25 protein-coding genes are annotated in these 24500 nt (G+C 60.0%); 10 read left to right on the forward strand and 15 right to left on the reverse strand.

Features of this window, described 5'->3' with window-relative positions; genetic code table 11:
* Positions 1-113 precede the first annotated feature (113 nt).
* Positions 114-746 (reverse strand): isochorismate family cysteine hydrolase YcaC, encoded by a 633-nt coding sequence (gene ycaC, locus HX793_RS15490; RefSeq protein ID WP_016978556.1) that lies wholly within the window; start codon positions 744-746, stop codon positions 114-116.
* A gap of 452 nt (positions 747-1198) precedes the next feature.
* On the opposite strand from ycaC, the gene HX793_RS31300 reads away from it, so the two are divergent.
* Positions 1199-1435: a hypothetical protein gene (locus HX793_RS31300; protein WP_177059113.1), complete on the forward strand. Its 237-nt coding sequence runs from the start codon at positions 1199-1201 to the stop codon at positions 1433-1435.
* A gap of 488 nt (positions 1436-1923) precedes the next feature.
* On the opposite strand, the gene HX793_RS15495 is transcribed toward HX793_RS31300, so the two are convergent.
* The 9 genes from HX793_RS15495 to exaC form a co-directional block, all read right to left on the reverse strand.
* Positions 1924-2700 carry a LexA family transcriptional regulator gene (locus HX793_RS15495; RefSeq protein WP_177059114.1) on the reverse strand — a complete coding sequence of 259 codons (777 nt, stop codon included), beginning with the start codon at positions 2698-2700 and terminating at the stop codon, positions 1924-1926.
* A gap of 214 nt (positions 2701-2914) precedes the next feature.
* Positions 2915-3442 carry an inorganic diphosphatase gene (ppa, locus tag HX793_RS15500; RefSeq protein ID WP_003219382.1) on the reverse strand — a complete coding sequence of 176 codons (528 nt, stop codon included), beginning with the start codon at positions 3440-3442 and terminating at the stop codon, positions 2915-2917.
* 109 nt (positions 3443-3551) lie between these two features.
* On the reverse strand, positions 3552-4367 hold the full coding sequence (locus HX793_RS15505) for a M90 family metallopeptidase (RefSeq protein WP_016978560.1): 816 nt from the start codon (positions 4365-4367) through the stop codon (positions 3552-3554).
* Positions 4368-4373: 6 nt separating this feature from the next.
* Positions 4374-5030: a DedA family protein gene (locus HX793_RS15510; protein ID WP_016978561.1), complete on the reverse strand. Its 657-nt coding sequence runs from the start codon at positions 5028-5030 to the stop codon at positions 4374-4376.
* A gap of 351 nt (positions 5031-5381) precedes the next feature.
* Positions 5382-5840, reverse strand: a complete 459-nt coding sequence (locus HX793_RS15515) for a GNAT family N-acetyltransferase (protein ID WP_016978562.1) — start codon at positions 5838-5840, stop codon at positions 5382-5384.
* Between the two features lie 92 nt (positions 5841-5932).
* Positions 5933-6766, reverse strand: a complete 834-nt coding sequence (gene eutC, locus HX793_RS15520) for an ethanolamine ammonia-lyase subunit EutC (RefSeq protein ID WP_016978563.1) — start codon at positions 6764-6766, stop codon at positions 5933-5935.
* Complete coding sequence (locus HX793_RS15525; protein ID WP_016978564.1) at positions 6763-8157, reverse strand: ethanolamine ammonia-lyase subunit EutB; 1395 nt, start codon at positions 8155-8157, stop codon at positions 6763-6765. Before HX793_RS15525 ends, eutC begins: the two co-directional genes overlap by 4 nt.
* A 52-nt stretch (positions 8158-8209) precedes the next feature.
* Entirely contained in the window at positions 8210-9643 is a 1434-nt protein-coding gene (gene eat, locus HX793_RS15530; protein WP_177095301.1) for an ethanolamine permease, read from the reverse strand.
* A 79-nt stretch (positions 9644-9722) separates the two neighbouring features.
* The gene (gene exaC, locus HX793_RS15535; RefSeq protein ID WP_016978566.1) at positions 9723-11243 is read right to left on the reverse strand and encodes an acetaldehyde dehydrogenase ExaC; all 1521 of its coding nucleotides are present in this window, start codon (positions 11241-11243) and stop codon (positions 9723-9725) included.
* Between the two features lie 271 nt (positions 11244-11514).
* Between exaC and HX793_RS15540 the strand changes: the two genes are divergently transcribed.
* The 5 genes from HX793_RS15540 (at position 11515) to HX793_RS15560 (ending at position 16998) form a co-directional block, all read left to right on the forward strand.
* The gene (locus HX793_RS15540) at positions 11515-13410 is read left to right on the forward strand and encodes a sigma-54-dependent Fis family transcriptional regulator (RefSeq protein ID WP_177053691.1); all 1896 of its coding nucleotides are present in this window, start codon (positions 11515-11517) and stop codon (positions 13408-13410) included.
* Positions 13411-13859: 449 nt separating this feature from the next.
* Positions 13860-14630 carry a hypothetical protein gene (locus HX793_RS15545; protein ID WP_177053690.1) on the forward strand — a complete coding sequence of 257 codons (771 nt, stop codon included), beginning with the start codon at positions 13860-13862 and terminating at the stop codon, positions 14628-14630.
* Between the two features lie 115 nt (positions 14631-14745).
* Positions 14746-16095, forward strand: coding sequence for a UDP-N-acetylmuramate:L-alanyl-gamma-D-glutamyl-meso-diaminopimelate ligase (gene mpl / locus HX793_RS15550; RefSeq protein ID WP_177053689.1), 1350 nt, complete (start codon positions 14746-14748; stop codon positions 16093-16095).
* Positions 16092-16721, forward strand: coding sequence for a flavin prenyltransferase UbiX (gene ubiX, locus HX793_RS15555; RefSeq protein ID WP_016978570.1), 630 nt, complete (start codon positions 16092-16094; stop codon positions 16719-16721). The genes mpl and ubiX overlap by 4 nt, the downstream gene beginning before the upstream one ends.
* Positions 16714-16998 carry a YceK/YidQ family lipoprotein gene (locus HX793_RS15560; protein WP_016978571.1) on the forward strand — a complete coding sequence of 95 codons (285 nt, stop codon included), beginning with the start codon at positions 16714-16716 and terminating at the stop codon, positions 16996-16998. The genes ubiX and HX793_RS15560 overlap by 8 nt, the downstream gene beginning before the upstream one ends.
* Positions 16999-17108: 110 nt before the next feature.
* On the opposite strand, the gene HX793_RS15565 is transcribed toward HX793_RS15560, so the two are convergent.
* The 3 genes from HX793_RS15565 to HX793_RS15575 all read right to left on the reverse strand — a co-directional run bounded on the left by HX793_RS15565 (position 17109) and on the right by HX793_RS15575 (position 20059).
* Positions 17109-17750, reverse strand: coding sequence for an oxidoreductase (locus HX793_RS15565; protein WP_095013656.1), 642 nt, complete (start codon positions 17748-17750; stop codon positions 17109-17111).
* A gap of 29 nt (positions 17751-17779) precedes the next feature.
* Entirely contained in the window at positions 17780-19498 is a 1719-nt protein-coding gene (locus HX793_RS15570; protein ID WP_177004231.1) for a C13 family peptidase, read from the reverse strand.
* 105 nt (positions 19499-19603) lie between these two features.
* A complete protein-coding gene (locus tag HX793_RS15575; protein WP_010206803.1) occupies positions 19604-20059 on the reverse strand; it encodes a MaoC family dehydratase in 456 nt (151 codons plus the stop codon).
* A 290-nt stretch (positions 20060-20349) separates the two neighbouring features.
* Here HX793_RS15575 and HX793_RS15580 point away from each other — a divergent pair, with 290 nt between their 5' ends.
* From HX793_RS15580 to HX793_RS15595, 4 genes are all read left to right on the forward strand, one after another.
* The gene (locus HX793_RS15580) at positions 20350-20703 is read left to right on the forward strand and encodes a CidA/LrgA family protein (protein ID WP_016978575.1); all 354 of its coding nucleotides are present in this window, start codon (positions 20350-20352) and stop codon (positions 20701-20703) included.
* Positions 20700-21416: an LrgB family protein gene (locus HX793_RS15585; protein WP_016978576.1), complete on the forward strand. Its 717-nt coding sequence runs from the start codon at positions 20700-20702 to the stop codon at positions 21414-21416. The genes HX793_RS15580 and HX793_RS15585 overlap by 4 nt, the downstream gene beginning before the upstream one ends.
* A gap of 21 nt (positions 21417-21437) precedes the next feature.
* Positions 21438-22028 (forward strand): LON peptidase substrate-binding domain-containing protein, encoded by a 591-nt coding sequence (locus HX793_RS15590; protein WP_177053688.1) that lies wholly within the window; start codon positions 21438-21440, stop codon positions 22026-22028.
* A 100-nt stretch (positions 22029-22128) separates the two neighbouring features.
* Entirely contained in the window at positions 22129-22335 is a 207-nt protein-coding gene (locus HX793_RS15595) for a hypothetical protein (RefSeq protein ID WP_025999907.1), read from the forward strand.
* Between the two features lie 2 nt (positions 22336-22337).
* Here the strand turns inward: HX793_RS15595 and HX793_RS15600 are convergent, their stop codons facing one another.
* Positions 22338-23654 carry a bifunctional DedA family/phosphatase PAP2 family protein gene (locus tag HX793_RS15600; RefSeq protein WP_177095299.1) on the reverse strand — a complete coding sequence of 439 codons (1317 nt, stop codon included), beginning with the start codon at positions 23652-23654 and terminating at the stop codon, positions 22338-22340.
* Positions 23655-23670: 16 nt separating this feature from the next.
* The gene (locus HX793_RS15605) at positions 23671-24354 is read right to left on the reverse strand and encodes a DNA-3-methyladenine glycosylase (protein WP_177095297.1); all 684 of its coding nucleotides are present in this window, start codon (positions 24352-24354) and stop codon (positions 23671-23673) included.
* Positions 24355-24500: the final 146 nt, after the last annotated feature.

Below are 24500 nucleotides of genomic sequence, written 5' to 3' on the forward strand. Positions count from 1 at the left end.
CTTTAGTGGTGAGGCGGTGGCGTCACAATTAGGGCGAGTGTGCTAATGGCGCATTGCTAGTTAACCAAAAAAGCCTGCGTTTTAAGGCAGGCTTAGTGCGTGCAGCGGTTGAGTTAGTCCTTACGCGCCGTCAACGCCGAGTAACCATTCATCAAGTTGCGATAGTTGGGAATGCGCTGGGATAACAGATTCCCCAGGCCTTCGATATCGTTGCGCCAGTCGCGGTGCAACTCACACGCCACCGAGAACCAGTTCATCAACTGCGCACCCGCTTGCGTCATCCGGCTCCACGCCGCCTGCTGCACCGTGGTATTGAATGTGCCCGATGCATCGGTCACCACAAACACCTCAAACCCTTCCGCCAGCGCCGACAAGGTCGGGAACGCCACGCACACATCCGTCACCACGCCCGCAATGATGATCTGCTTACGACCAGTGGCCTTGATCGCCTTGACGAAATCTTCGTTGTCCCACGCATTGATCTGGCCTGGGCGGGCGATGTAGGGCGCGTCCGGGAACATCTCTTTCAGCTCTGGCACCAGCGGGCCATTCGGGCCTTGCTCGAAGCTGGTGGTGAGGATGGTCGGCAGGTTGAAAAACTTGGCCAAGTCGGCCAGGGCCAGCACGTTGTTCTTGAACTCGTTGGGCGAGAAGTCCTGCACCAGGGAAATCAGGCCGGTCTGGTGGTCGACCAGCAGAACAATGGCGTCGTCTTTGTTGAGGCGGTTGTAGGTTGCAGTGCTCATGGTTGAATCCTTTTTTGTTTAGGTTGGTGGGGCGTTGCGTTCAACATGGGCACAGATTAATGGGTGGAGGCTGGGGGGTAAATCGGGTGAAACCGGTAATACCGTCAACTCAGAGGTGACAATGGCTGAAGGGCCAGCAATACCCGTCCCTTTCATTTGAAGGACGTTTCCGAGAGAATCCCAACCGCATTGCGCCAGCGGGAGTGCGTGACTAGGCTGCGGATCGTCACTGCTTATTCAGTGATCGGGTTTAGTCGCCCGGACCTTGCTAGGCGCACGCGCCATCCCAAAGACAGGTGTCTTCTCACCTGCACTTTATGGTGGCTGTGCGCAGGGCACCTCCGGGTGCGCCGGTGCCTAGCGGCCGGTCGACTAACCTGCGTACAGCCGCCACCTCTGCCCGTTTAGTCGCGAAAGGACGGTGGTATTCACTTACCGCTAGAGGTTTTGCTATGGATAACGTTTGTTCGGATTCGCGCTCTTCGCGTGCAACCAACCCATTTGTCGTTAATGAAGAACTGAGCTTTGAGGATGCCTGGGTACGTGTGGCTGAGCTGCTTCAGTGTGCGGTGGCGACGTCGCAAGTGCTTGGGGAACCGCTGGGTGCGCCGCAGAGGGCGGTGATGCATTTGGTGGAGATGGCGAAGATGGTGGCGGATCGGGCTGTGGAGTGTTTGCAGTTGAAGTGATTTGAGATTGGGCAATTGATCAGCAATGTGCTGATCAAATGCCGTCCCGACCTGCATGTTTACGTATTGCCTTATGTCGTCATTTGCCGCTTTTTGCGACACGTCGTTCTTTCATGTTGCTATTGGCGACATATCAATCATCCCATCCAAATTGTGCAGCAGCCTGTTGCCCAATTGCGCTACTCGCCAGAGTGGCGTGCGACGGTGGTAGAGTCGCGAGACTCCACCTCACCAAGGATGTGCCACTTGCCTATAAAAACGGATGTTTGGCTTTCAAAAGACATTAAAAAGCCGGCTTGTGGCCGGCTTCTCGGGGACTGCTTCAGCTTGTTTTTGACAAGCCTCACCAGCCTTCAAATCGCTCAGCCCACATTGCGTCGGGCTGAATAGTAGGGGCATCAGCGGGAACTCCTCCGCATCGCCGAGCAGGGTGAATAGCCTAAAGCCACCCCCTGCCAAATGTGCGGCGCATGATACCCACATTCACCTCAGTTGCCCACCTCCGGATCCGATTTAGAGCCTTCCCAGCCCAATAGATGCTCATCCAGCGGCACAGGCGGGCGGCGGTTATTCAACGTGGACCACCAGAACACCCACCCCACAATCTGGAAGTTCTGCTCAAACCGTTGTTCGTACGTCAGGTACTCGTCCGGATGCTCGTTGGCATTGTGGCTACGCATGCGCAATCCGCCGCCGGGTCGGTTGTAGAGGTATTTGATGCGCAGCATGCCGTCGTGTTCAACGGCGTAGATTTCGCCGTCGATGATTTGGGTGCGGCCTCGGTCGATGGCGAGGGTGGCGCCTTGTTGGATGATGTCGATCATGCTGTTGTCGACCATGTAGGCGCCCAGGGCGCGGTCGGGGTTGACGGTGAGGGCTTGCAGGGTGTGCAGGGTGACGCGGATGCGTTCGGTGGAGGTGAACGAGGGGTGGAGGTCGATCTCCACGTCGATTTTTTCTGGATGACAGGCGGGGCCTGTGAGGTATTTGCCGCTTCCTTCGCGGGTGGTGGGCAGTCCTTTTCGGGTAGTCGGGCCTTCCAGCAGGAAGTTGGCCGGTGGGTGTTTGGGGCCTTCGCCGGTGCGCAGCCAACGGCTGGAGATGCACAGCAGTTCTGCGATCTCGTTGAGTCGGCCCATGGGTACACCGCGCTTGAACCAGTTGTTCACGTGTTGAGGCGTGACGCCGCGGTTCTTGGCGAAGTCGGAGGCGGAAAGATGGACTTCCCGCAGTAGCGCTTTTAAACGATCACCTGATGTATTCATAAACACAAAGCTTACTGACCGGGAAAACAGATCAAATAAACCATGCGTTGAGTTGGTCATGTAGGTCTTTGCTTAGTTGTAGCCTGATACATCGGATTAAAACTAAAATTAAACAATTTCTATAAATAATTGAACTTGTCGTTTAGTTTTTCCCACAAAAAAAGCCCCGAATGATCGGGGCTTTTTCAATTGCCGAGGCAATGAGGAGCGGGTATCAGCCTTTGTAGGCAGCGACCGACTTCAGGATCTCGGCGCGGGCGGCGTCTGCGTTGCCCCAACCGTCGATCTTCACCCATTTGCCTTTTTCGAGGTCTTTGTAGTTCTCGAAGAAGTGTTTGATCTGCTCCAGCAACAGCGGCGGCAGGTCGGTGTATTCCTTCACGTCCACGTACAGCTGGGACAGCTTGTCGTGTGGCACTGCGATGACTTTGGCATCGCCGCCGCCGTCGTCGGTCATGTTCAGGATGCCGACTGGACGTGCGCGGATTACCGAGCCAGGGGTAACCGGGTAAGGGGTTACGACCAGCACGTCGAGGGGGTCACCGTCGTCGGCCAGGGTGTTAGGGATGAAACCGTAGTTGGCCGGGTAGAACATCGGGGTGGCCATGAAACGGTCAACGAACAGGCAGTCGCTGTCTTTGTCGATTTCGTATTTGATCGGCGCGTGGTTGGCCGGAATCTCGATGGCGACGTAGATGTCGTTCGGCAGGTCTTTGCCAGCCGGAATCTTGCTGTAGCTCATTGGGCGTTGCCCCCGTTAATTGGCCATTAAACATGGCCGGATTGGCCTAAAAGTGGCGGCGATTATAGGCACATTCTGACGCCGATGCCATGCGCCAGACGTCGTACGGTCATTCGCCTTGTGGCTGGTAGCGCGGGTCGCTGGCTTGCAGTTGGGTGAGGCGGGCCAGCGGATCCTGGCGATAAAAGCGGCTGAGTTGCGCGTACACCTGGGGATAATGGCTGACCAGCAAATCCGGGGCGCTGAAAAAATATTCGCTGGTGACGGCAAAGAATTCAGCCGGGTTTTCGGCGGCGTAGGGGTCGATCTCAGTCTCGGCGTCCGGGTTGGCGTCCAACTGGCGGTTGAGGTCGTCGTAGGCGCTCTGCATCACGCTGGCCCATTCCTGCACGCGCATGTCGTTGTGCAGCGGCGGCAGGCCGTTGGCGTCGCCGTTGAGCATGTCGAGCTTGTGCGCCAACTCATGGATAACCAGGTTGTAGCCTTCCCAGTTGCCGCTGGCCAGCACGCCGGGCCAGGCGAGGATCACCGGGCCTTGTTGCCAGGCTTCACCGCTGTGCTCACCGTCCCATTCGTGCTCGATACCGCTGCTGTCGCGATGGCGCTGCGGGCTGACGAAGTCGTCGGGGTACAGCACGATTTCATGGAAGCCCTGATACCAGTCGAGGTCGCCGAGGTTCATCAGCGGCAATTGCGCCTGGGCGGCGAGCAGCAGGCGTTGTTCCTGATGCAGTTCGACGCCGGGCAGGGCGGTCAGGTGCTTTTCGGCAAGGAATACCACGCAAGCTTCGCGCAGCCACTGGTCCTGCTCGGCGCTGATGCCGTCGAGGAACGTCAGGTGGTGGCGCACCCGCTGCCAGGTGTCATCGGCAATCGGGTGCTTGGCCAGCAAGCGCCGGCGACGCCAGGCGCTGAGGGACCACACAGCAGGTTACTGCGGCTTGGCTTCGGAGGACGTGCGGCCAAAGCGGCTGCGGAACACACCAATGATCATCGGAACCAGTGACAGCAGGATGATGAACACCACCAGCAGCGACAGGTTTTTCTTGATAAAGGGCACGTTGCCGAAGAAGTAACCCAGGGTCACCAGGCCACCGACCCACAGGATGGTGCCGAATACGCTGAAGCCGAAGAAGCGCGGGTAAGGCATCTTGGCGATACCGGCCACGAACGGCGCGAAGGTGCGCAGGATCGGCAGGAAGCGCGCCAGGGTCACGGTTTTGCCGCCGTGCTTGTCGTAGAAGTCGTGGGTCTTTTGCAGGTAGTCACGGCGGAAGATTTTCGAGTTCGGGTTGCTGAACAAGCGTTCTCCTGCCGTTCGTCCGATTACGTAGTTGGTGCTGTCGCCCAGGATCGCCGCCAGCATTAACAGACCACCGAGCAGCACCGGGTCCATGCCGCCACCTGCGGCCACGGCGCCAGCGATGAACAGCAACGAATCACCCGGCAGGAACGGCATGACCACCAGGCCGGTTTCGCAAAAGATGACCAGAAATAGAATGGCGTAGATCCACGGACCGTAATTGGTTACCAGCAGGTCGAGGTAGACGTCGAGATGCAGGATAAGGTCGAGCGGGTTGAAATCCATGGATGGCACCTGTGTGAATGGCCCGGCTCAGCAGGCCTGTGCGGAAGCTCGGGTAATAAGGCTACAAGTGTATGCCGCAATTCTTACAACCCTGAAAGGTCCGCATTATACGGATTGAGAGGTGAAAAGCGTGTTGGTTTTGTAGCGGGGGATGTCGTGGCTAGCAGGATAGGGGAACGAGCTTTCTGTGGCGAGCGGGCTTGCCCCGCGTTGGGCTGCGAAGCAGCCCCAAACCAAGCGATGCGTTTTGTCTGATAGACCGCGGCGCCTTCTTTAGGGCCGCTCCGCGGCCCAACGCGGGGCAAGCCCGCTCGCCACAACAAGCCAGCTCAGGTGGGAGGCGCCTCTTGGTCAGTCCTCGCTGATCGGCAATACGTAGTTCTTGAACTCCGTATCTTCGCGAAACCCAATCGACTCGTAGGTCTTCTGCGCCACTTCATTGTCGCTGCTGGTCGATACCCGCAACCTCACCGCGTGGGTCTCCTTGGCCATTTTCTTCGCCGTGCGCATCAGGTTATCCGCGACTAGTTGCCGGCGTGCATCTTCGGCCACATAGATGTCATTGAGAATCCACACCCGTTTAAGCGACAGCGACGAAAAGCTCGGGTACAGCTGGCAAAAGCCGAGTAACTTCTTGTCGTCATCATCCGCCAGAGCCAGGTAAATCACCGATTCCTTGCGGCGCAGGCGCTTTTCCAGGAAGTCCCGCGATGAATCCGGGAAGGGCAAGGCCCCGTAGAACTCGCGGTATTTGACGAACAACGGGGTCAGCAGGTCCAGGTGTTCCAGGGTCGCTTGAGTAATCCGCATGCCAGGCCTCAACTTCCAAATGGGGTATGACCACACAAGCGGCCGTGACTCGATGCTGCCTAATGGCGCGAAAAAGCGCAATCGTGCAGCGATCAGTCATCCGGTGAGCTGAGCAGGAAATTGCCTTTCATCAGGTCCGGATCATCGGATTCGATGGTCTGAACCTGCGCCTCGTCCTTGAGATTGACCCCCGACAGTTGCCGACGACACGCCTCTCGCATCAAGTACAGCAAACGATGGGCCGCCATGCCATAGCTCAGGCCTTCCAGGCGCACATTGGAGATGCAATTGCGATAGGCGTCGGTGAGGCCGACCTTGGGGTTGTAGGTGAAGTACAGCCCCAGGCTGTCCGGTGAACTGAGCCCCGGCCGTTCGCCGATCAGAATGACGGTCATCTTGGCGCCGAGTAACTGGCCCACTTCATCTGCCACCGCCACGCGGCCCTGTTCCACCAGGATGACCGGCGACAAGGACCAGCCGTCTGCGCGGCTCTGTTCTTCCAGGCGTGCCAAAAACGGCAAGGTATGTTTATGCACGGCCAGTGCCGACAGACCATCAGCTACCACGATTGCCAGGTCCACGCCGCCGGGGTTGGCCGATGCATGATGGCGCAATAACTGGGCAGACTCATCGCTCAAGCGCCGTCCCAGGTCCGGGCGTTGCAAGTACATGTGACGGTCAGTTGCAGCGCTGTGCAGCAACAGACTTTCACGCCCGCGCTCGGCCAGCTCGCTGCTGAGGCCCGCATGGTCAAAAGGTAAATGCACCGCGTCCCGCGCCTGGGCGTGGGCAAATTGAAAATCCAGCTGCGCATTGGTGGGAATGCTGGTGCCGGTTCGGCCCAGGGCGATGCGCGCCGGGGTCAGGCGGCGCAGTTCCAGCCAGGGGTTGTCAGGCAGGTCGAGTTGCACGGGCGGCTCCTTCATCCCAGTTGCGCCAAGGCTTGGCGAAAGGCCGGTGGCAGGCTGTTGCCGAAGTGCACCTTGCCGTCGGCTTGCGTGAAGATGCCCATTTTTGCCAGCCACTGTTCAAACTCCGGCGCCGGTTTTAAACCCAATGTTTGCCGGGCGTACAGCGCGTCGTGGAACGAAGTGGTCTGGTAGTTGAGCATGATGTCGTCGGAGCCGGGGATGCCCATGATGAAGTTGATCCCGGCCACGCCCAGCAGGGTCAGCAGGGTGTCCATGTCGTCTTGGTCGGCTTCTGCGTGGTTGGTGTAGCAGATGTCACAACCCATGGGCACGCCGAGCAGCTTGCCGCAGAAGTGGTCTTCGAGGCCGGCGCGGATGATCTGCTTGCCGTTGTACAAGTACTCGGGGCCAATAAATCCTACGACGGTATTCACCAGAAACGGTTTGAAATGTCGGGCTACCGCGTAGGCGCGGGTCTCGCAGGTTTGCTGGTCGACGCCAAAGTGCGCGTTGGCCGACAAGGCGCTGCCCTGGCCGGTCTCGAAATACATCAAGTTCTGGCCCAAGGTGCCGCGATTGAGGCTCAACCCTGCTTCGTAACCTTCCTGCAGCACGCTCAGGTTGATGCCGAAACTGGCGTTGGCCGCCTCGGTGCCGGCAATAGATTGGAACACCAGGTCCAGCGGCACGCCACGGTTGATCGCCTCGATGGAGGTGGTGACGTGGGTCAGTACGCAGGCCTGGGTCGGAATCTCATAGCGCTGGATGATCGCGTCGAGCATCTCCAGCATGGCGCAGATCGAGGCGATGCTGTCGGTGGCCGGGTTGATGCCGATCATGGCGTCGCCATTGCCGTACAACAGGCCATCCAGAATGCTCGCGGCGATACCGGCCGGTTCGTCTGTAGGATGGTTCGGTTGTAGGCGTGTGGATAAGCGCCCGCGAAGGCCCATGGTGCCGCGAAACTGCGTGACCACGCGGATCTTCTGCGCGACCAGCACCAGGTCCTGTACGCGCATGATCTTGGACACGGCGGCGGCCATCTCTGGCGTCAGACCTGGCGCTAGTGCGCGTAGGGAATGTTCGTCGGCCGCATCGCTGAGCAGCCAGTCGCGCAGGCCGCCCACGGTCAGGTGGCTGATCGGCGCAAACGCCTGTTTGTCGTGGGTGTCGATGATCAGGCGGGTGACTTCGTCGCTTTCATAGGGGATCAGCACTTCTTGCAGGAAGTGCTTCAACGGGATATTCGCCAGTGCCATCTGCGCCGCCACCCGTTCACCGTCATTCTGTGCGGCGACGCCGGCGAGGAAGTCCCCGGAACGTGCGGGGCTGGCCTTGGCCATCACGTCCTTGAGGCTGTCGAAGCGGTAGGTTTGTGCACCCACCGCGTGGGAAAAGCTTGCCATACAGTGTCTCCTTGACGACGCGGGCGGCTGCCCGCGTCGAGGTTTACGGCAGTTAGTGCAAGGCGGCCTCTGCGGCCTGGATCGCCGCGAATTCCTCTTCGGGCGTGCCTGCTACCAAGTGATGCCGGCTGTAGAAAGCAAAGTAAGCAATTAATACTCCATAGATGATCGCGGCGCCAATCACCACCCGTGGATCCACTAGAAAGCCCGCCACCACGGCCACACAGGCCAGCACCAGCGCAACGCCTGAGGTAAAGATGCCGCCCGGTGTGCGGTACGGGCGGTCCATTTTGGGGCGACGGATGCGCAGGGTGATGTGCGCGGCCATCATCAGCACGTAGGAAATGGTCGCGCCAAACACCGCCACCAGAATCAGCAGGTCACCCTGGCCGGTCAGCGACAAGCCAAAGCCGATGATGCCGGGGATCACCAAGGCCAGTACTGGTGCCTTGCTTTTGTTGGTCTGGGACAGTTTGCGCGGCAGGTAGCCGGCGCGGGACAGTGCGAAGATCTGCCGCGAGTAGGCGTAGATGATCGAGAAAAAGCTCGCGATCAGGCCCGCCAGGCCGACCAGGTTGACGAAACTGCCCATCCAGGTGGAACCGCCGTAAGACAATGCCAGTGCTTCAACCAGCGGGTTGCCGGATTTGATCAGCGCGTAGGTGCCCGCGCCGCCCGGTGCAATCACGAGGATAAGCAGGGCAAAACTGGTCAGCACCACAATGGCGCCGATCAAGCCGCGCGGCAGGTCGCGTTTCGGGTTCTTGGTTTCTTCGGCGGCCAGTGGCACGCCTTCTACCGCCAGGAAAAACCAGATGGCATAGGGAATCGCCGCCCACACACCCACGTAGCCAAACGGCAAGAAGGTGCTGGCTCCCTTAGCCTCGGACACCGGGATATCCAGCAGGTTGGCGACATTGAAATGCGGCACCATCGCGACCAGAAACACACCCAGTGCGATGGCGGCCACGGCGGTGATCACAAACATCAACTTCAGGGCTTCGCCCACACCAAAAATGTGGATGCCGATAAAGATGATGTAGAACGCCAGGTAAATCATCCAGCCGCTGATACCGAACAGCGACTCGCAATACGCACCGATAAACACCGCGATGGCGGCGGGGGCAATGGCGTATTCGATCAGGATCGCGGTGCCCGTGAGGAACCCGCCCCACGGCCCGAAGGCGCTGCGGGCAAAGCCGTAGCCGCCGCCAGCGGTGGGAATCATGGAAGACAGTTCGGCCAGGGAGAAACACATGCACAGGTACATGGTGGCCATCAGCAATGTGGCGAGGAACATCCCGCCCCAGCCACCCTGGGCCAGGCCGAAGTTCCAACCGGCGTAGTCGCCGGAGATCACGTAGGCAACGCCGAGGCCGACCAGCAACACCCAGCCGGCGGCGCCTTTTTTCAGTTCGCGTTGTTGGAAGTATTGAGAGTCGACTTTTTCGAAGTCGACGGAGGATCCAGTGGGTTCGCTAGGCATGAGCAGTACCGTCCGTTCTTATTGTTTTGGTTGAGCGCGAACAGGCGCGGGCACCGGTGGACCGGTGCCCACGAGAGGGTCAGAAGAACCCGAGTGGATTAATGTCGTAACTCACCAGCAAGTTCTTGGTCTGCTGGTAATGATCCAACATCATCTTGTGCGTCTCACGCCCCACACCGGACTTCTTGTAACCACCAAACGCGGCATGCGCCGGGTACAGGTGATAGCAGTTGGTCCACACGCGGCCCGCCTTGATCGCGCGGCCCATGCGGTAGGCGCGGTTAATGTCGCGGGTCCACACGCCGGCGCCCAGCCCGAACTCGGTGTCGTTGGCGATCGCCAGGGCTTCGGCTTCGTCCTTGAAGGTGGTGATGCTCACCACCGGGCCGAAGATTTCTTCCTGGAACACGCGCATTTCGTTGGTGCCCTTGAGCAGGGTCGGCTGGATGTAATAGCCGCCGGCCATGTCGCCGGTGAGCTTCTCGACTTTACCGCCGGTCAGCAGTTGTGCGCCTTCGCCTTTGGCGATTTCCAGGTAGGACAGGATCTTGTCGAACTGCTGCTCGGACGCCTGGGCGCCGACCATGGTGTCGGTGTCCAGCGGGTCGCCGCGTTTGATCGACTCGATTTTCTTCATCACGACTTTCATGAAGTCGTCGTAGATCGACTCTTCTACCAGCGCACGGGAAGGGCAGGTGCACACTTCGCCCTGGTTGAAGAACGCCAGCACCAGGCCTTCGGCCGCTTTCTCGATAAAGGACGGCTCGGCTTTCATGATGTCGGCGAAGAAGATGTTCGGCGACTTGCCGCCCAGTTCCACGGTGGACGGAATGATGTTCTCGGCCGCCGCATGCATGATGTGCGAGCCGACGGGCGTCGAGCCGGTGAAGGCAATCTTGGCAATGCGCTTGCTGGTGGCGAGGGCTTCGCCGGCTTCTTTGCCGAAGCCTTGAACCACGTTCAACACGCCAGGTGGCAACAGGTCTCCGATCACCTCCAGCAGCACGGTGATGCCCAGCGGGGTTTGCTCGGCGGGCTTGAGCACCACGCAGTTACCGGCGGCCAGGGCCGGTGCGAGTTTCCACGCGGCCATCAGGATCGGGAAGTTCCACGGGATGATCTGGCCGACCACGCCCAGCGGTTCATGGAAGTGATACGACGCGGTGTGTTCGTTGATTTCGGCGCTGGTGCCTTCCTGGGCGCGGATGCAGCCGGCGAAGTAGCGGAAGTGGTCGGCGGCCAGTGGGATGTCGGCGTTGAGGGTTTCACGCACGGCCTTGCCGTTGTCCCAGGTTTCGGTGATGGCCAGCAGTTCGAGGTTCTGTTCGATGCGGTCGGCGATTTTCAGCAGGACCAGCGAGCGGTCCTGGGCCGAGGTCTTGCCCCAGGCGTCGGCGGCGGCATGGGCGGCGTCCAGGGCCTTGTCGATGTCTTTGGCCGTGGAGCGCGGGAATTCGGCGATGGCCTTGCCGTTGACCGGCGAGGTGTTGGTGAAATAGTTGCCATCGACCGGCGCAACGAACTCGCCGCCGATGTAGTTGCCGTACTTGGCCTTGAACGAAACGATGGCGCCTTCAGTACCGGGGTGTGCGTAACGCATGGTGGGTATCTCCTGACTTTTATGTTTATTGGAGTACAGCGAAATTGCGCTTGATAAAGCGTAGAGCAAAGGTTGGGCCACCGCCTTGCTGGCAAGGTAAATCAAGGGGTTAGGCTTTGTAGCAAGGCGTTGCTGTGGCAGGCTCGATACAGGCAATGTGACAGTTTGTGCCACAAACGGTACAGCCTGTGACCGGTGGGTCTGCCCGGGATTGCATTGCCTGGATGGCTGGGGGATGCTGGCAGTTCTCACGCAGGGAGAATAATAAGAAATGCACAACGATCATTTCAGCCGCCATGCCCAGCAAGTCCTTACCGTGGCGCATGGCCGCGACCCGTCCAGCGATCCATCCATCGCCCGCTCCTGGCTGCGTTGCCTGGAGGACTACCACCTCGACCCTGCGCAAACCATTGCACCCACGGTGCTTGAACATGGTCGCTTGCTGGAAAGCCGCGAGCGCCTGCAACAAGTGCTGCACATCGCCGGCAGTGAGATGAACAGCCTGCATCAACAGCTCTCCGGCGCCGGGCATGCTGTGTTGCTCACGGATGCGCGCGGGGTGATCCTCAACTGTGTCACCGCGCCGTCCGAGCGCAAGATCTTCGAGCGTGCCGGGTTGTGGCTGGGCGCAGATTGGAGCGAGGCCTGTGAAGGCACCAATGGCATCGGCACCTGCCTGGTGGAGCGCCAATCCCTGACCATTCATCGTGACGAACACTTCCGTGGCCGGCATACCGGGCTGACCTGCTCGGCGAGCCCGGTGTTCGACCCTCATGGGGATCTGCTGGCGGTGTTGGATGTGTCCTCGGCGCGGGAGGCGGTGTCGCGCCAAAGCCAGTTCCACACGATGGCGCTGGTGAACCTGTCGGCGAAGATGATCGAGAGTTGTTACTTCCTGCGTCATTTCGAAAACCATTGGCTGCTGCGTTTTCATCTGCAGGCGGAGTCAGTGGGGTTGTTCAGCGAAGGGTTGCTGGCGTTTGATGGAGAAGGGCGCATCTGTGCGGTCAACCAGAGTGCGTTGAACCTGTTGGGGCAACGGCGTGACGGGTTGCAGGGGCAGCCAGTAGAGGCATTTTTCGATTGCTCCCTGGATCAATTGCTCGGCCGCGCCAGCGCCAATGCCACGGCCAGTTGGCCGTTGCGCACGCGGGATGGCCGACAGCTATTTGCGGCTTTACGGGGCCAGGTGCGCAGCGTCCCAACGCCTGTTGCCAAACCTGCTGTAGTTGAGCAACCGCACCGCGGCATCTGCCTGGGCGATCCGGCATTGCAAAAGGATTTTAGCAAGGCACTTCGGGTATTCGAACGTGATGTGCCGCTGTTGATCAATGGCGAAACCGGTTCCGGCAAAGAGGCCTTCGCCAAGGCGGTGCACCTGGCCAGCCAGCGAGCTGACAAGGCGTTCGTCGCACTCAACTGCGCCGCCATCCCGGAAAGCCTGATCGAAAGCGAACTGTTTGGCTATCGCGGCGGCAGCTTTACCGGCGCTCGTAAGGAGGGCATGCAAGGCAAGTTGCAACAGGCCGATGGAGGAACCTTGTTCCTTGATGAAATCGGCGACATGCCCTTGGCGCTGCAAACCCGTCTCTTAAGGGTGCTGGAGGATAGGCTGGTGGTGCCGATCGGTGGTGAGCCCCAGGCTGTCAACGTCAGAGTTATCAGTGCCACTCACCGCAATTTACTGGAGCGTGTGCAGAACGGCAGTTTTCGCGAAGATCTGTATTACCGCCTTAACGGCCTGGAGGTCGGCTTGCCGCCTTTGCGCGAACGCCGTGACAGGCCTCAGTTGCTGGACTTCCTGCTGGCAGAAGAGTCCGCCGGGCAAGTGGTCAGCCTCGAATTCGGTGCGCGTCAGGCGTTGCTGGCGTTTGCCTGGCCCGGCAATGTCCGCCAGATGCGTACGGTATTGCGCACAGTGGTGGCGCTATGTGATGACGGGCGGATAGGGCTGTCAGATCTGCCGGCGGTGTTCCGTCAGGCATCCGTGCAAACAGTCATCAAGTCGCCTCTGGAGGACGCCGAGCGCCAAACCCTGTTGGCGACGCTGGAACGTCAGCACTGGCATATGACGCAAGTCGCCGAGCACTTGGGTGTCAGCCGCAATACCTTGTATCGCAAGTTACGTAAGCATGGGATTACACGCGCTGCGGCAGGGGAAAGTTGAGAGGGTATTCTGCGATCGTCGCCGTAAGTTTTAATGCGTTGAGAGAGTCAGTCATGTGACGCTTTTATTGTTAAGTTGGAGGTGCCCTACGCGCTGTGTTGGGTGTTTTGATAGGAACGTTTCAGCGCAAGTTGTTCACTCAGTTAAGGCACCTGCAATCGGTGTTTCAAATAATAAAAGTCACTTGGGTGAATACGATGATAATTACAACACCAACCGTTCCCTTCATTCCTGTACAGCCCACTTCGGCAGAGGAGCCCCCAGCTCCGGCTGTCGACCATAACTCTGAGGCCCCGGACCGATCTCTGAATCGTACCAAAAGGGCATTGAAAGGTTTTCCGAGGTTTGGACGGCGGTCCCCGTCGCCTCCTCCGCTACCCCCTGCGCTGCCGCCGCCTAAATCTTTGCCCAAGGCTGGTCCTTCTCCGAAGCCCGGTCAGCATCCACCGGTGGACGGGTTCAAGGGAGCGGGGCAGACAGTCATCGTTGCCAATAAGATCAAAGCCAATGATGATTTGTTGATGGCTGGCTTACGCAAACAAGCGCCGATCAGCGTCGCTGAGGCCACCAAGCGATTGATCGACGCTGAAAGCCTGGTCAAGTCCGGAGTGATTGCTACAGGGCCCAACGCTAGCCGTGTCGCCCGTGATGCGTTTATCAGTGCGGGTATCACAGGGCTGGTCAGCGCGCCTATCAATGTCGCAGCCTACGCGGGCTCTGTCGCTACGGGGGAGACGATCAAGGCGACCTATGCCCCTGGGGTGTTACCACCCCCCTTTTTGCCGGGAGCCACCAGCCAGTCGAAGACCCCAGCCTCTACTTCGTCGGGCGAGCCTATGCTGTCGACAGCAGATCCGATCAGTGCACAAGTGGATGAAGTTGAAATGAAGTTGCTGGGGATGGCCTCCACCGTGATGTTTACGCTCGGGGATACCAGTAGTGTATTTACGAAAAATGATAGTTGGCCAACCGGTACTGCCGGGCGCTTAGATAACCTCGAAAAGTTGCTCGGTCTATCAGAGCAACATCTGAAAAAGGCCACTCGGCAAAATGGCTTGATTTTCAAACCTTATAAGCCTGGAGAGCCGATACCCGCCGACCCGAAAGGACGCCTTAATCTGATTGAAAAGAAACTCGAGCGCATGACTGAGGCATATGAAAGGTTGCGATTTCTCGCTGCGATGAAAGACGGCAATAATAAAGCTGACGGCACCGTCTGAAAGCGCCAGGGCCGAGCGAAGTGCCCACGCGCTCTTCGTTCGGCCCCTGGCCGTATAAAAGGTGCGATTTGCCCCTCCCTGCGATAACCTGCCTCGATGTTTTACGAGGTTGACTATGCACATTCATATTCTCGGTATTTGTGGCACGTTCATGGGCTCGATGGCGGTTCTGGCTAAAGAGCTGGGCCATCATGTTACGGGCTCCGACGCCAACGTCTATCCGCCCATGAGCACGCAACTCGAGGCCCAAGGCATTGCGCTGACTCAAGGCTACGACCCATCGCAATTCGACCCGGTCCCGGACCTGGTGGTGATCGGCAACGCCATGGTGCGCGGCAATCCGGCGGTCGAATACGTACTCAATAAAGGTTTGCCTTATGTGTCCGGCCCGCAGTGGCTGGCCGACCATGTACTGCAAGGCCGTTGGGTACTCGCGGTCGCTGGCACTCACGGCAAGACCACCACCAGCAGCATGTTGGCCTGGGTGCTGGAACATGCGGGCATGAGCCCAGGCTTCCTGATCGGCGGTGTACCGCAGAACTTCTCGGTGTCGGCGCGCCTGGGCGACACGCCGTTCTTTGTGATCGAGGCTGATGAATACGACAGCGCCTTCTTCGACAAGCGCTCCAAGTTCGTTCACTACCGCCCGCGCACGGCGATCCTGAACAACCTGGAGTTCGATCACGCCGACATTTTCCCCGATTTGCCAGCCATTGAGCGGCAATTCCACCACTTGGTGCGCACCATCCCAAGTGAAGGCCTGGTGATCCACCCGACCACCGAACCTGCCTTGCAGCGTGTGATCGAGATGGGCTGCTGGACCCCGGTGCAAACCACCGGCGTGGGTGGGCAGTGGCAGGTCAAGCTGCTCAGCGAAGACGGCTCCAAGTTTGAAGTGCTGTTCGAAGGCCAAGCTCAAGGCATCGTCGAGTGGGACATGACCGGCCAGCACAACGTCGCCAACGCCTTGGTCACCTTGGCGGCTGCGCGGCATGTGGGTGTGGTGCCGTCCATGGGCATTGCCGCATTGAGCGCTTTCAAAAGCGTGAAGCGCCGTATGGAAAAAGTCGCTGACGTGAATGGGATTACTATCTACGACGACTTTGCCCATCACCCGACGGCCATTGCGACTACGTTGGATGGCCTGCGCAAACGTGTCGGTGATGCGCCGATCATCGCGATTGTCGAGCCACGCTCCAACTCCATGAAGCTCGGTGCCCACCGCGATGGCCTGCCGGAAAGCGTCAACGATGCCGACCAAGTGGTCTGGTACGCGCCGGCCAACCTCGGCTGGGACCTGCCGGCGATTGCTGCCCTGTGCACTGTGCCGTCCATCGTCTGCGACTCCATTGAAGGCATCATTGAACACGTCAAGCACCAGGCCAAGCCGGGCACCCACGTGGTGGTCATGAGCAACGGCGGCTTTGGCGGCCTGCACGGCAAACTCGCCGAGGCGCTGAAATGAGTGGCCCGGAACGCGTCACCCTGGCGATGACCGGCGCCTCCGGTGCGCCTTATGGTTTGCGCCTGCTGGATTGCCTGGTGCGTGAAGACCGTGAGGTGCACTTCCTGATCTCCAAGGCCGCGCAACTGGTGATGGCAACCGAGACCGACGTGGCACTGCCGCCCAAGGTGCAGATGATGCAGTCCTTCCTCACCGAATACACCGGTGCGGCGGCGGGGCAGATCAAGGTCTATGGCAAAGAGGACTGGATGTCGCCCGTGGCGTCTGGCTCGGGTGCGCCGGCAGCGATGGTGGTGGTGCCGTGTTCCACTGGGACGTTGTCGGCGATTGCCACGGGTGCCTGCAACAACCTGATCGAGCGCGCAGCGGACGTGACCTTGAAGGAGCGTCGCCAGTTGATCCTGGTGCCCCGTGAAGCGCCGTATTCGAGCATTCACCTGGAACACATGCTCAAGCTGTCGAACATGGGCGTGACGATTCTGCCGGCCTCGCCGGGTTTTTATCATCAGCCGCAGACCATCGATGACCTGGTGGATTTTGTGGTGGCGCGCATTCTCAATCTGCTGAACATTCCCCAGGACATGCTGCCGCGTTGGGGTGAACACCATTTGAGTAGTGATGAATAAGGCGCTGCTGATCCTGCTGGCGCTGCAACTGACGGGCTGCGCCACGGCGCGCACGTTGGACGCGGCGCAACCTGGCGCGCCGGTGGTGTATGCCGGTACGCGGTTGGATTTGTATGCAATGAATGGCGGTTGCTGCGCCAAGGACCGGTTTGGTGCCGAGGCGCCGGCTTATCCCGGTGTGGATCTGCCGGCGAGTGCGTTGCTTGATACCTTGTTGTTGCCGCTGTCGGTGTTGACGGTGTTGGGCGTTGGCTTCAACGCTACAGGCGGCTTGTAGGAGCGAGCTTGCTCGCGAAGATCGTTAACGAAAACGCGGGTGTCCTGGAAGAACTCGCCGCCTGTGCGTTCTTCGCGAGCAAGCTCGCTCCTACAGGTATTTGAAACCTATTATTTGCCTAGCTTGCGCAACTCATCCGACTCCACCACCCGCACCCCATCCTGCTCTTCCAGCGCCAGGCGCCACATGGCCCGGGCCAGTTCGCACACTTCGATGCCGCGGTATTTGCCGGGAATCAGCTTCGACAACGGCCCGGCCAGTTGTTCGGCCAAACGTGGTTCCAGTCGTTCCCCCAACAGCAACGATGGTCGCACGATGGTCAGTTGTGGCCAGTCCTGGGCTTTCAAGGCCTCTTCCATTTCCCCTTTGACGCGGTTGTAGAAGATCGAGGATTTCGGGTCGGCGCCAATCGCGCTGATCACGATCAGGTGACGTGCCCCCATTTCCCGCGCGCGTTTGGCGAAGGCCACGACCATGTCCAGGTCGACGGCGCGAAACGCCGCTTCGGAGCCCGCTTGTTTGAGGGTGGTGCCCAGGCAGCAGAAGGCCAGGTCCACCTGGCCACTCAGTTGCGGCAGGAACACCGCCGGGTCGCCCACCGGGTTTTCCAGGTGCGGGTGTTCGGCCAATGGCTTGCGGCTGGGCGCGAGCACGCGGGTCACGGTGGGTTCGTTGAGCAGGCGATCGAGCAGGTGTTCGCCGGTAAGGCCGGAGGCTCCGGCGAGCAAGATATGCTGCGGTGTCAGGTACATGGTGTTTCCCCCTTGTTACACGTTACAGCTTAGTTGCCTTTGGCTTCCTTGCTATTCATTGAGACGCTTTCGAGCGCCTTTCGTGCCTGCTGTTTGCGTAATAATTGCCAGTGGGCGATCACGCCCTTGGGGGCCCAGATCTGCGGTTCGGAGGCTTCGAAGTTGTCCGCCTGCTCGCGTTCGGCCACATGCAGTTGCGCCAGCTTGAAGGCTTGCTGCAAGTCGTCGGTCTGGTTGAAGGCTTGGGCGAAGAGGGCGTCGCCAAAGTAGGTGAAGTCGGCTTCTTCCGAGCAGCCGAAGGACACGCGGTCGGCGCGGGAAGCGGTCATGATCAGGGTGCGCTCGTCCTTCAGGGCCGGGATGAAACCACCGGAGTAGCAGGCCGAGATCACCACGATTTTGTCGCGGTTCTTCAGCGGTGCCAGCACGGCGGCCAGCTCATCGGCGGGCAGGTCGGCCAACTCCATGCGCGGTTGGTCGAGCACCAGTTCGTGTTCGTGGGTGCCGTGGCTGGTCATGTAGATAAACACCAGGTCTTCCGGGCCGGTGCGGTCGGCCAGGGTCTGCACGGCGCGGCGCAGGCTTTCGCGAGTGGCCAGCGGGCGGTCGGCAATGTGGTCGCGATGGTTGACCAGGCGAATCTGCCCGCGTGCGCCAAAGCGGGTGGCGAGCATGTTGCTGACGTAATCGGCTTCGCGCAGGAACACGCTCTGCTTGCCGTCGCCGGCGACGGCCAGGGTGTACAGCTCCACGGCCGGAGTGGAGGCGGGCACGGCGGCGAGGGCGGCGTCGAGCAAGCGGCCCTGGGCGAGCACGCCGATTTCCAGCGGGTCGGGCAGCAGTTTGCCGTCGGCGTCCCGCACGCGCATGCCGTTGACCCAGGTGCCGGCCTGCACGGTACCGTCGGTGAGCACCAGGGTGCCTTTGCCTTGATAGCTGTCGCTGTCGAAACCGCCGATATAGAAGCTGCCGTCGGTGAGGTTCAGGCGTCCTTCGCCCGTGAACCGCCAATCGCTGAACTGGCCGACATAGTGGCTGCCGTCGACGCCGATCAATTCGCCCTTGCCGCTGAGCGCGCCTTCTTTGAACTGGCCGATCCACACGTCGCCGTCGGCGTTCTCATAGCGGCCCTTGCCGTTCAGTTGGTTCTGTTTGAACTGGCCGACATAGATGTCGCCGTCGGCGCTGTTGAACGTGCCATTGCCTTCCAACTGGCCATCGACAAAGTGGCCGCTGAACTGGTTGCCACTGTCGTCGTTGCGCTGGCCTTCGCCATTCGGCTTGCCGTGGGCGAACTGGCCCTGGTATTGGCTGCCGTCGGCCAGCTCCAGGCGACCAAGGCCGGAATACTGGTCGTCCTTGAACTCGCCACGGTAGGTCATCTGCCCTTCTTTGAGGGTGCCTTCACCGTTGCGTCGACCGTTCTTGAAACCGCCGACATAGTGGCTGCCCGCCGTGGTGAGGCTGCCCTGGCCGTCGAACAGGCCTTGCTGGAACTGGCCTTTATAGACTTCGCCATTGCTGCCATGCCATTCGCCCTGGCCGTGCCACTGGCCTTTGTCGAACTGGCCGGCATACCAACTGCCGTTGGGGTAGTCCACGCGGCCCTGGCCTTGCAGCAAGCCATCGACCACATCGCCCCGGTAACGGCCGCCGTCGGGCAGGCGCGCATCGGGCGGCAACAGCGATTCGCCGTCTCCGCAAGCGGTGAGCAACAGGGCAAGGGCGAGGGGAGCGAGTGGGCGCATAGCGGGATCCGGATAATTGAGCGCCGAGTATGCCGCAGCTGCGAGTTTCATACATAAATTTACATACACTGTGGTGAGGTTTATATCCCCACCACAGGCACGGGCTTACACGAAGTAGAGTGACAACGACTCGGCAATGTAAGCCGGTTTTTCCTGGCCTTCGATTTCCAGGGTGGCAGTGGCCTTGAGCAGCCATTGGCCGGGCTTTTTCTCGGTGACGTCATTGAGCGTCACGTTCAGGCGCACCTTGGAATTCACTTTGACCGGCTGGATGAAACGCACGCTGTCCAGGCCATAGTTAACCGCCATCTTCAGGCCTTCGGGCACGATCAGCAGGTCTTCCATCAGCTTGGGCATCAGCGACAGCGACAGGAAACCGTGGGCGATGGTGCTGCCGAACGGGGTTTGCGCGGCCTTGACCGGGTCGACGTGGATGAACTGATGATCGCCAGTGGCCTCGGCGAACAGGTTGATACGCGCCTGGTCGATGGTGAGCCATTCGGAACGTCCCAGTTCCTTGCCGACATAATCTTTGAGCTGCGCTACGGGTACATAGGGCATTGCGTCTCTCCTTGGTTCATCGGTGTGTTCTCCAGCCACTGTAGGAGCGAGCTTGCTCGCGAAAAACTCAAGCGCGCCGCGTTAAGCCAGAAATCCCGCGTAATCGTTAACGACCTTCGCGAGCAAGCTCGCTCCTACAAGGAAGGAGTGATTGGTTTTTTTGGGTTACAGAGAACCAATGTAGATCATCATGGCCAATCGGCTCGGTCAACCCACCATGCTTTTGGCGAATGCCGGTGCATAGGGCGGGCGTGCTTATAATGCGGGCGAGTCTTGAGGGGGAAGAACGGATGCTGTTACGTGGCCTGACCTGGCTGGTGCTGTTTCAACTGATCGGTACGGCGATCAATCATTTGCTGTTGCCGGTGCTGCCGGGGCCGATCATCGGCCTGCTGCTGATGCTGGGTTTCCTGATCTGGAAGGGCGAAGTCGGTGAGCCCTTGAGCCTGGCGGCCAGCAGTCTATTGCGTTACTTGCCGTTGCTGCTGGTGCCTCCAGCGGTGGGGGTGATGGTGTATGCCAAGGACATTGCGGCGGATTTCTGGGCGATTGTCGGTGCGCTGGTGCTGTCGCTGGTGATTGCCATGGGCTTCGTCGGTGTGCTGATGCAGCAGATGGTCAAGCGCAAGGAGAAGGATCAATGATCTTCGACTGGCAGGGCGCGTGGACGGCGGTGATTCATCACCCGCTATTCGGCATCGGTATCACCCTCGGCGCCTATCAACTGGTATTGGCAGGGTTTGAGAAAACCCGCTGGATCTTCCTTCAGCCGGTGCTGGTGTCCATGCTGCTGGTCATCGGCGTGCTGATCACCTGCGGCCTGAGCTACGGCGAGTACCGCAAGAGCACCGAGATCATGGGCATCCTGCTCGGCCCGGCGACGGTGGCCCTGGCCGTGCCGCTTTACCTGAACCTGCGGCGCATTCGCCAATTGTTCTGGCCGATTTTTACTACGCTGGTGATAGGCGGGGTGCTCGCCACCGGCCTGTGTGTGCTGCTGGGCTGGTGGTTTGGTGCCGAACACATGATGTTGATGACCATGGCACCCAAGTCGGTGACCTCGCCGATCGCCATGCTGGTGGCCGAACAGATCGGTGGCGTGGCGGCGTTGGCGGCGGTGTTTGTGCTGATCACCGGGGTGATCGGCGCGATGATCGGCCCGGCGTATTTGTCCCGCCTGGGAGTGCACAGCCCCGAGGCGCGCGGCATGGCGCTGGGCATGACGGCCCACGCCGTCGGCACCTCGGTGGCCCTGCAGGAAAGCGAAGAATGCGGCGCCTTTGCAGCGCTGGCGATGAGTCTGATGGGCGTGGCCACGGCGGTATTCCTGCCGCTGGCTGTGTCGGTGATCGTTTAAACCGGGTTTAAGGAAACCTTTATGAGTCTGGCGCTGTTTCCGCTCAATACCGTGCTGTTCCCTGGCTGCACCCTCGACTTGCAACTGTTCGAGGCGCGCTACCTGGACATGGTCGCCCGTTGCATGAAAAAGGGCGAAAGCTTCGGCGTGGTGTGCATCCTTGACGGCCAGGAGGTGGGCACGGCACCGGACGGCTACGCGTTGATCGGCTGTGAGGCGCTGATCCGCGACTTCAAACAGCAGGACAACGGTCTGCTGGGGATTCGCGTCGAAGGCGGCCGCAGGTTCCGCGTGCGCGATGCCGGTGTGCAGAAGGACCAATTGCTGGTGGCTGAAGTGCAATGGCTCGAAGAGCTGCCGGACCAGCCCTTGGAAGAGGAAGACGCCGACCTGCTGGCGCTGCTCCAGGCGTTGGCCGAGCACCCGATGGTGGCGTCGCTGGACATGGACGCCCACGCCGACGGCCAGCAAGCCTTGGGCAATCAGTTGGCCTATCTGCTGCCGTTCACCGAGGCTGACAAGATCGACCTGCTTCAGCTCGATGACCCGCAGCAGCGGCTGGATGCGATCCAGATTTTGCTGGATGAGTTGCAGGGCGAACTGTTTACCTGATTTCGGAAAAGTCTGGCGTTGTTGTCAGACATTCCTTCGTTGTTCCGCGCACGCTGCCTGAAATAGTTTCCGATCACATAACCATGATCAGGGGATGAAAATGATTCGGCTAACGCACTCGGAACAAGCGGTTTGGGATGCATTTTTTGTCAGCGTGACCGGGCAGTTGATCCAGCAGGATGCAAAGCGCGGCCCGGAATACATCGCCGAGCACGCAGCGGACATCGCTGATGAAATGTTATTGGAGCGGCGTGAGCGATGCAGTGAGCGCTGCGTTGCTCCTATCGATTGGCTCGGCCCGGCCTAGGGTCAGTAGGCATACCGCAGCAGCGCGTGGGGCGTGCCGGTAAGCGCGATGAAGCTCAACACCGCGACCAGCGCCGGCAGCAACAGCCACCAGGTTTTTTGCGACATGGCCGGCAGCGGGCTTCGATACTGGGTGATGCCCAGGCTGAACGCACACACCGTCATCGCCAGCAACGTGCCGGCCAGGATGTCCGTGGGCCAGTGGGCGCCGAGGTAAACCCGCGACAGCGCAATGAAGGCGGCAGGAATACAGCCCAGCAACATCCAGGTCAGGCGCAGCCGCACGGGTTGCCCGCGACCGGCCAGGATCGCCAGGGCCAGGAAAAACGCGAACGCGCCAGACGCGTGGCCGCTGGGCATGCTGAAGCTGGTCAGCGGGTCTGTCAGGATTTCCGGACGGCCACGGGCGAAAAACAGCTTGGTTGCGGTGTTGATCACCGCAGCCCCGGCCAGCGTTGCGCCGACAAACACCGCATGACGCCATTGCCGCGCCAGTAGCAGCAGGCCAGTGAATACGGCGCTGGCGACGAACATCTTCTTGAATTCGCCCAGTTGGGTGATGCGCACCATCACCTCATCCAACCAGGGGCTGCGGTGTTCCTGCACCAGGGCGCTCAGGCCCTGGTCGAAGTCATTGAGGTGGGGGTAGCCGATAAACAAGGCGATCAACACGGTCAGGCTGGCGCAGCCGATCCACAGGGTGGCGCGACGATGGCCGCGCAGGCTGCTGTTCAAGCTTAAGCCCACCACCACCGCGATACAGGCGGCAACGATGCCGGCTTCCGGCCAGAAACCTTCGGGCAATGGCAGGCGGAAAGCGGCGCCGGTTGCCCAGCCTGGCAGCAAATACGCCACGGACCAGCCCGCGGCCGCGACGATGCTGACAATTGCAAAGCGTGGGAAGGGCATGTCGCACATCCCGGCCACCATCGGCAGCATGGGGCGCAGCGGGCCGATGAAACGGCCGACCAGCAGGCTGGCGATGCCGTACTTGTGGAAGTAGGTTTCGGCGCTGTTCATCCATTCCGGGTGGTGGCGCAAGCCGGGTAAGCGCCGGATGTTCTGGTGGAAATGTCGGCCCAGGAAGTAGGAAACCGCATCACCCAGCAAGCCGCCGAGGAAGCCCAGCAACAACGTTTCGCTGAGTGACAGCGCACCGCTGCCGGCGAGGGCGGCAATGGCAAACAACAACACCGTGCCCGGCACGATCAACCCGGCGATGGCCAGGCACTCCACGCAGGCGACAATAAACACCGCGACCGCCAGCCATTCGGGGTTCAGCGTCAACCAGCCGGTAATGCTATCGAGCCATTGGCCCATACAATCCACTCCATGCTCAAATCAAAAAATAATCTCGGCCTTCGACCTGGCCGCGGCGCAGCGGGTTCCGCGTGCAATAAGGCGCATAGCCAGCATCGACGAAGCGGTACATCAGGTGTTCATCACGGCCGCTGGGGATGCCCAGGCGGGTGGTCTGGATAATCTGGGTCGGGGTCTGGCCCACGTCCTCAACGTAGAGCCGTTCCTGATCGAAGCGCTTGGCGTCCCACATCGGCACCTTCAGCCCCAAGGCTTTACACAATAGGGTCTGGCCAGCGCACAGCTTTTGCGAAGCGCGTGGGCTGCCGTCTACGTTCGGGTTGTTCAGCAGCATCTGCGCCAGGCTCGCCGGGCCGGATAATTCATCGACCCACGGATAGGCCGATTTGATCAACACGGCATTGCCCGGTCCATGGGCGCTGAAGTTCAGGGAATCGCCGCCACGGGCGTAGTACATGTAGATATGGCCACCATCCAGAAACAAAGCCTTACGCTTTTCTGTGTAACCCAACGAGGCGTGACTGCCTTTTTCCGCCACGTAATAGGCTTCGGTTTCAATAATTCGCGCCGAAAGCCAGATTTTCCCCACGCGATGGCGTATGACTTTTCCGAGCAAATCTCGCGCGAGCGTTTGTGCGTCACGGTCGAAAAAGCCATCGGGCAGGGCGCTTGCGGGGAGTTGGGGCGATGAGCTGGGCATGGCAGTCAGGGGTAAATACGGCTAAATGTGACGGAATCATAACAACTCCCACCTTAATTACCGCTGAACCCCAGGTTTTTACAGTTCATTTCGACCATCCGCCCCTCACCGCTGTCAGTCGGGCGGCGTCACAGCTATAATCTGCC

The organism is Pseudomonas reactans (assembly GCF_013387025.1).
Lineage (GTDB): Bacteria > Pseudomonadota > Gammaproteobacteria > Pseudomonadales > Pseudomonadaceae > Aquipseudomonas > Aquipseudomonas reactans.

What these genes read in the sequence shown, in the direction of transcription:
- mpl (WP_177053689.1), top strand. Translation starts at nt 14,746, where the DNA reads ATGCACATTCATATTCTCGGTATTTGTGGCACGTTCATGGGCTCGATG.
- HX793_RS15595 (WP_025999907.1), top strand. Translation starts at nt 22,129, where the DNA reads ATGATTCGGCTAACGCACTCGGAACAAGCGGTTTGGGATGCATTTTTT.
- HX793_RS31300 (WP_177059113.1), top strand. Translation starts at nt 1,199, where the DNA reads ATGGATAACGTTTGTTCGGATTCGCGCTCTTCGCGTGCAACCAACCCA.
- HX793_RS15495 (WP_177059114.1), bottom strand. Translation starts at nt 2,700, where the DNA reads ATGAATACATCAGGTGATCGTTTAAAAGCGCTACTGCGGGAAGTCCAT.
- ycaC (WP_016978556.1), bottom strand. Translation starts at nt 746, where the DNA reads ATGAGCACTGCAACCTACAACCGCCTCAACAAAGACGACGCCATTGTT.
- HX793_RS15510 (WP_016978561.1), bottom strand. Translation starts at nt 5,030, where the DNA reads ATGGATTTCAACCCGCTCGACCTTATCCTGCATCTCGACGTCTACCTC.
- HX793_RS15515 (WP_016978562.1), bottom strand. Translation starts at nt 5,840, where the DNA reads ATGCGGATTACTCAAGCGACCCTGGAACACCTGGACCTGCTGACCCCG.
- HX793_RS15575 (WP_010206803.1), bottom strand. Translation starts at nt 20,059, where the DNA reads ATGCCCTATGTACCCGTAGCGCAGCTCAAAGATTATGTCGGCAAGGAA.
- HX793_RS15590 (WP_177053688.1), top strand. Translation starts at nt 21,438, where the DNA reads ATGAGTCTGGCGCTGTTTCCGCTCAATACCGTGCTGTTCCCTGGCTGC.
- eat (WP_177095301.1), bottom strand. Translation starts at nt 9,643, where the DNA reads ATGCCTAGCGAACCCACTGGATCCTCCGTCGACTTCGAAAAAGTCGAC.
- HX793_RS15560 (WP_016978571.1), top strand. Translation starts at nt 16,714, where the DNA reads ATGAATAAGGCGCTGCTGATCCTGCTGGCGCTGCAACTGACGGGCTGC.
- HX793_RS15605 (WP_177095297.1), bottom strand. Translation starts at nt 24,354, where the DNA reads ATGCCCAGCTCATCGCCCCAACTCCCCGCAAGCGCCCTGCCCGATGGC.
- HX793_RS15540 (WP_177053691.1), top strand. Translation starts at nt 11,515, where the DNA reads ATGCACAACGATCATTTCAGCCGCCATGCCCAGCAAGTCCTTACCGTG.
- HX793_RS15570 (WP_177004231.1), bottom strand. Translation starts at nt 19,498, where the DNA reads ATGCGCCCACTCGCTCCCCTCGCCCTTGCCCTGTTGCTCACCGCTTGC.
- exaC (WP_016978566.1), bottom strand. Translation starts at nt 11,243, where the DNA reads ATGCGTTACGCACACCCCGGTACTGAAGGCGCCATCGTTTCGTTCAAG.
- eutC (WP_016978563.1), bottom strand. Translation starts at nt 6,766, where the DNA reads ATGAAGGAGCCGCCCGTGCAACTCGACCTGCCTGACAACCCCTGGCTG.
- HX793_RS15580 (WP_016978575.1), top strand. Translation starts at nt 20,350, where the DNA reads ATGCTGTTACGTGGCCTGACCTGGCTGGTGCTGTTTCAACTGATCGGT.
- HX793_RS15525 (WP_016978564.1), bottom strand. Translation starts at nt 8,157, where the DNA reads ATGGCAAGCTTTTCCCACGCGGTGGGTGCACAAACCTACCGCTTCGAC.
- HX793_RS15585 (WP_016978576.1), top strand. Translation starts at nt 20,700, where the DNA reads ATGATCTTCGACTGGCAGGGCGCGTGGACGGCGGTGATTCATCACCCG.
- HX793_RS15600 (WP_177095299.1), bottom strand. Translation starts at nt 23,654, where the DNA reads ATGGGCCAATGGCTCGATAGCATTACCGGCTGGTTGACGCTGAACCCC.
- ppa (WP_003219382.1), bottom strand. Translation starts at nt 3,442, where the DNA reads ATGAGCTACAGCAAGATTCCGGCTGGCAAAGACCTGCCGAACGACATC.
- ubiX (WP_016978570.1), top strand. Translation starts at nt 16,092, where the DNA reads ATGAGTGGCCCGGAACGCGTCACCCTGGCGATGACCGGCGCCTCCGGT.
- HX793_RS15565 (WP_095013656.1), bottom strand. Translation starts at nt 17,750, where the DNA reads ATGTACCTGACACCGCAGCATATCTTGCTCGCCGGAGCCTCCGGCCTT.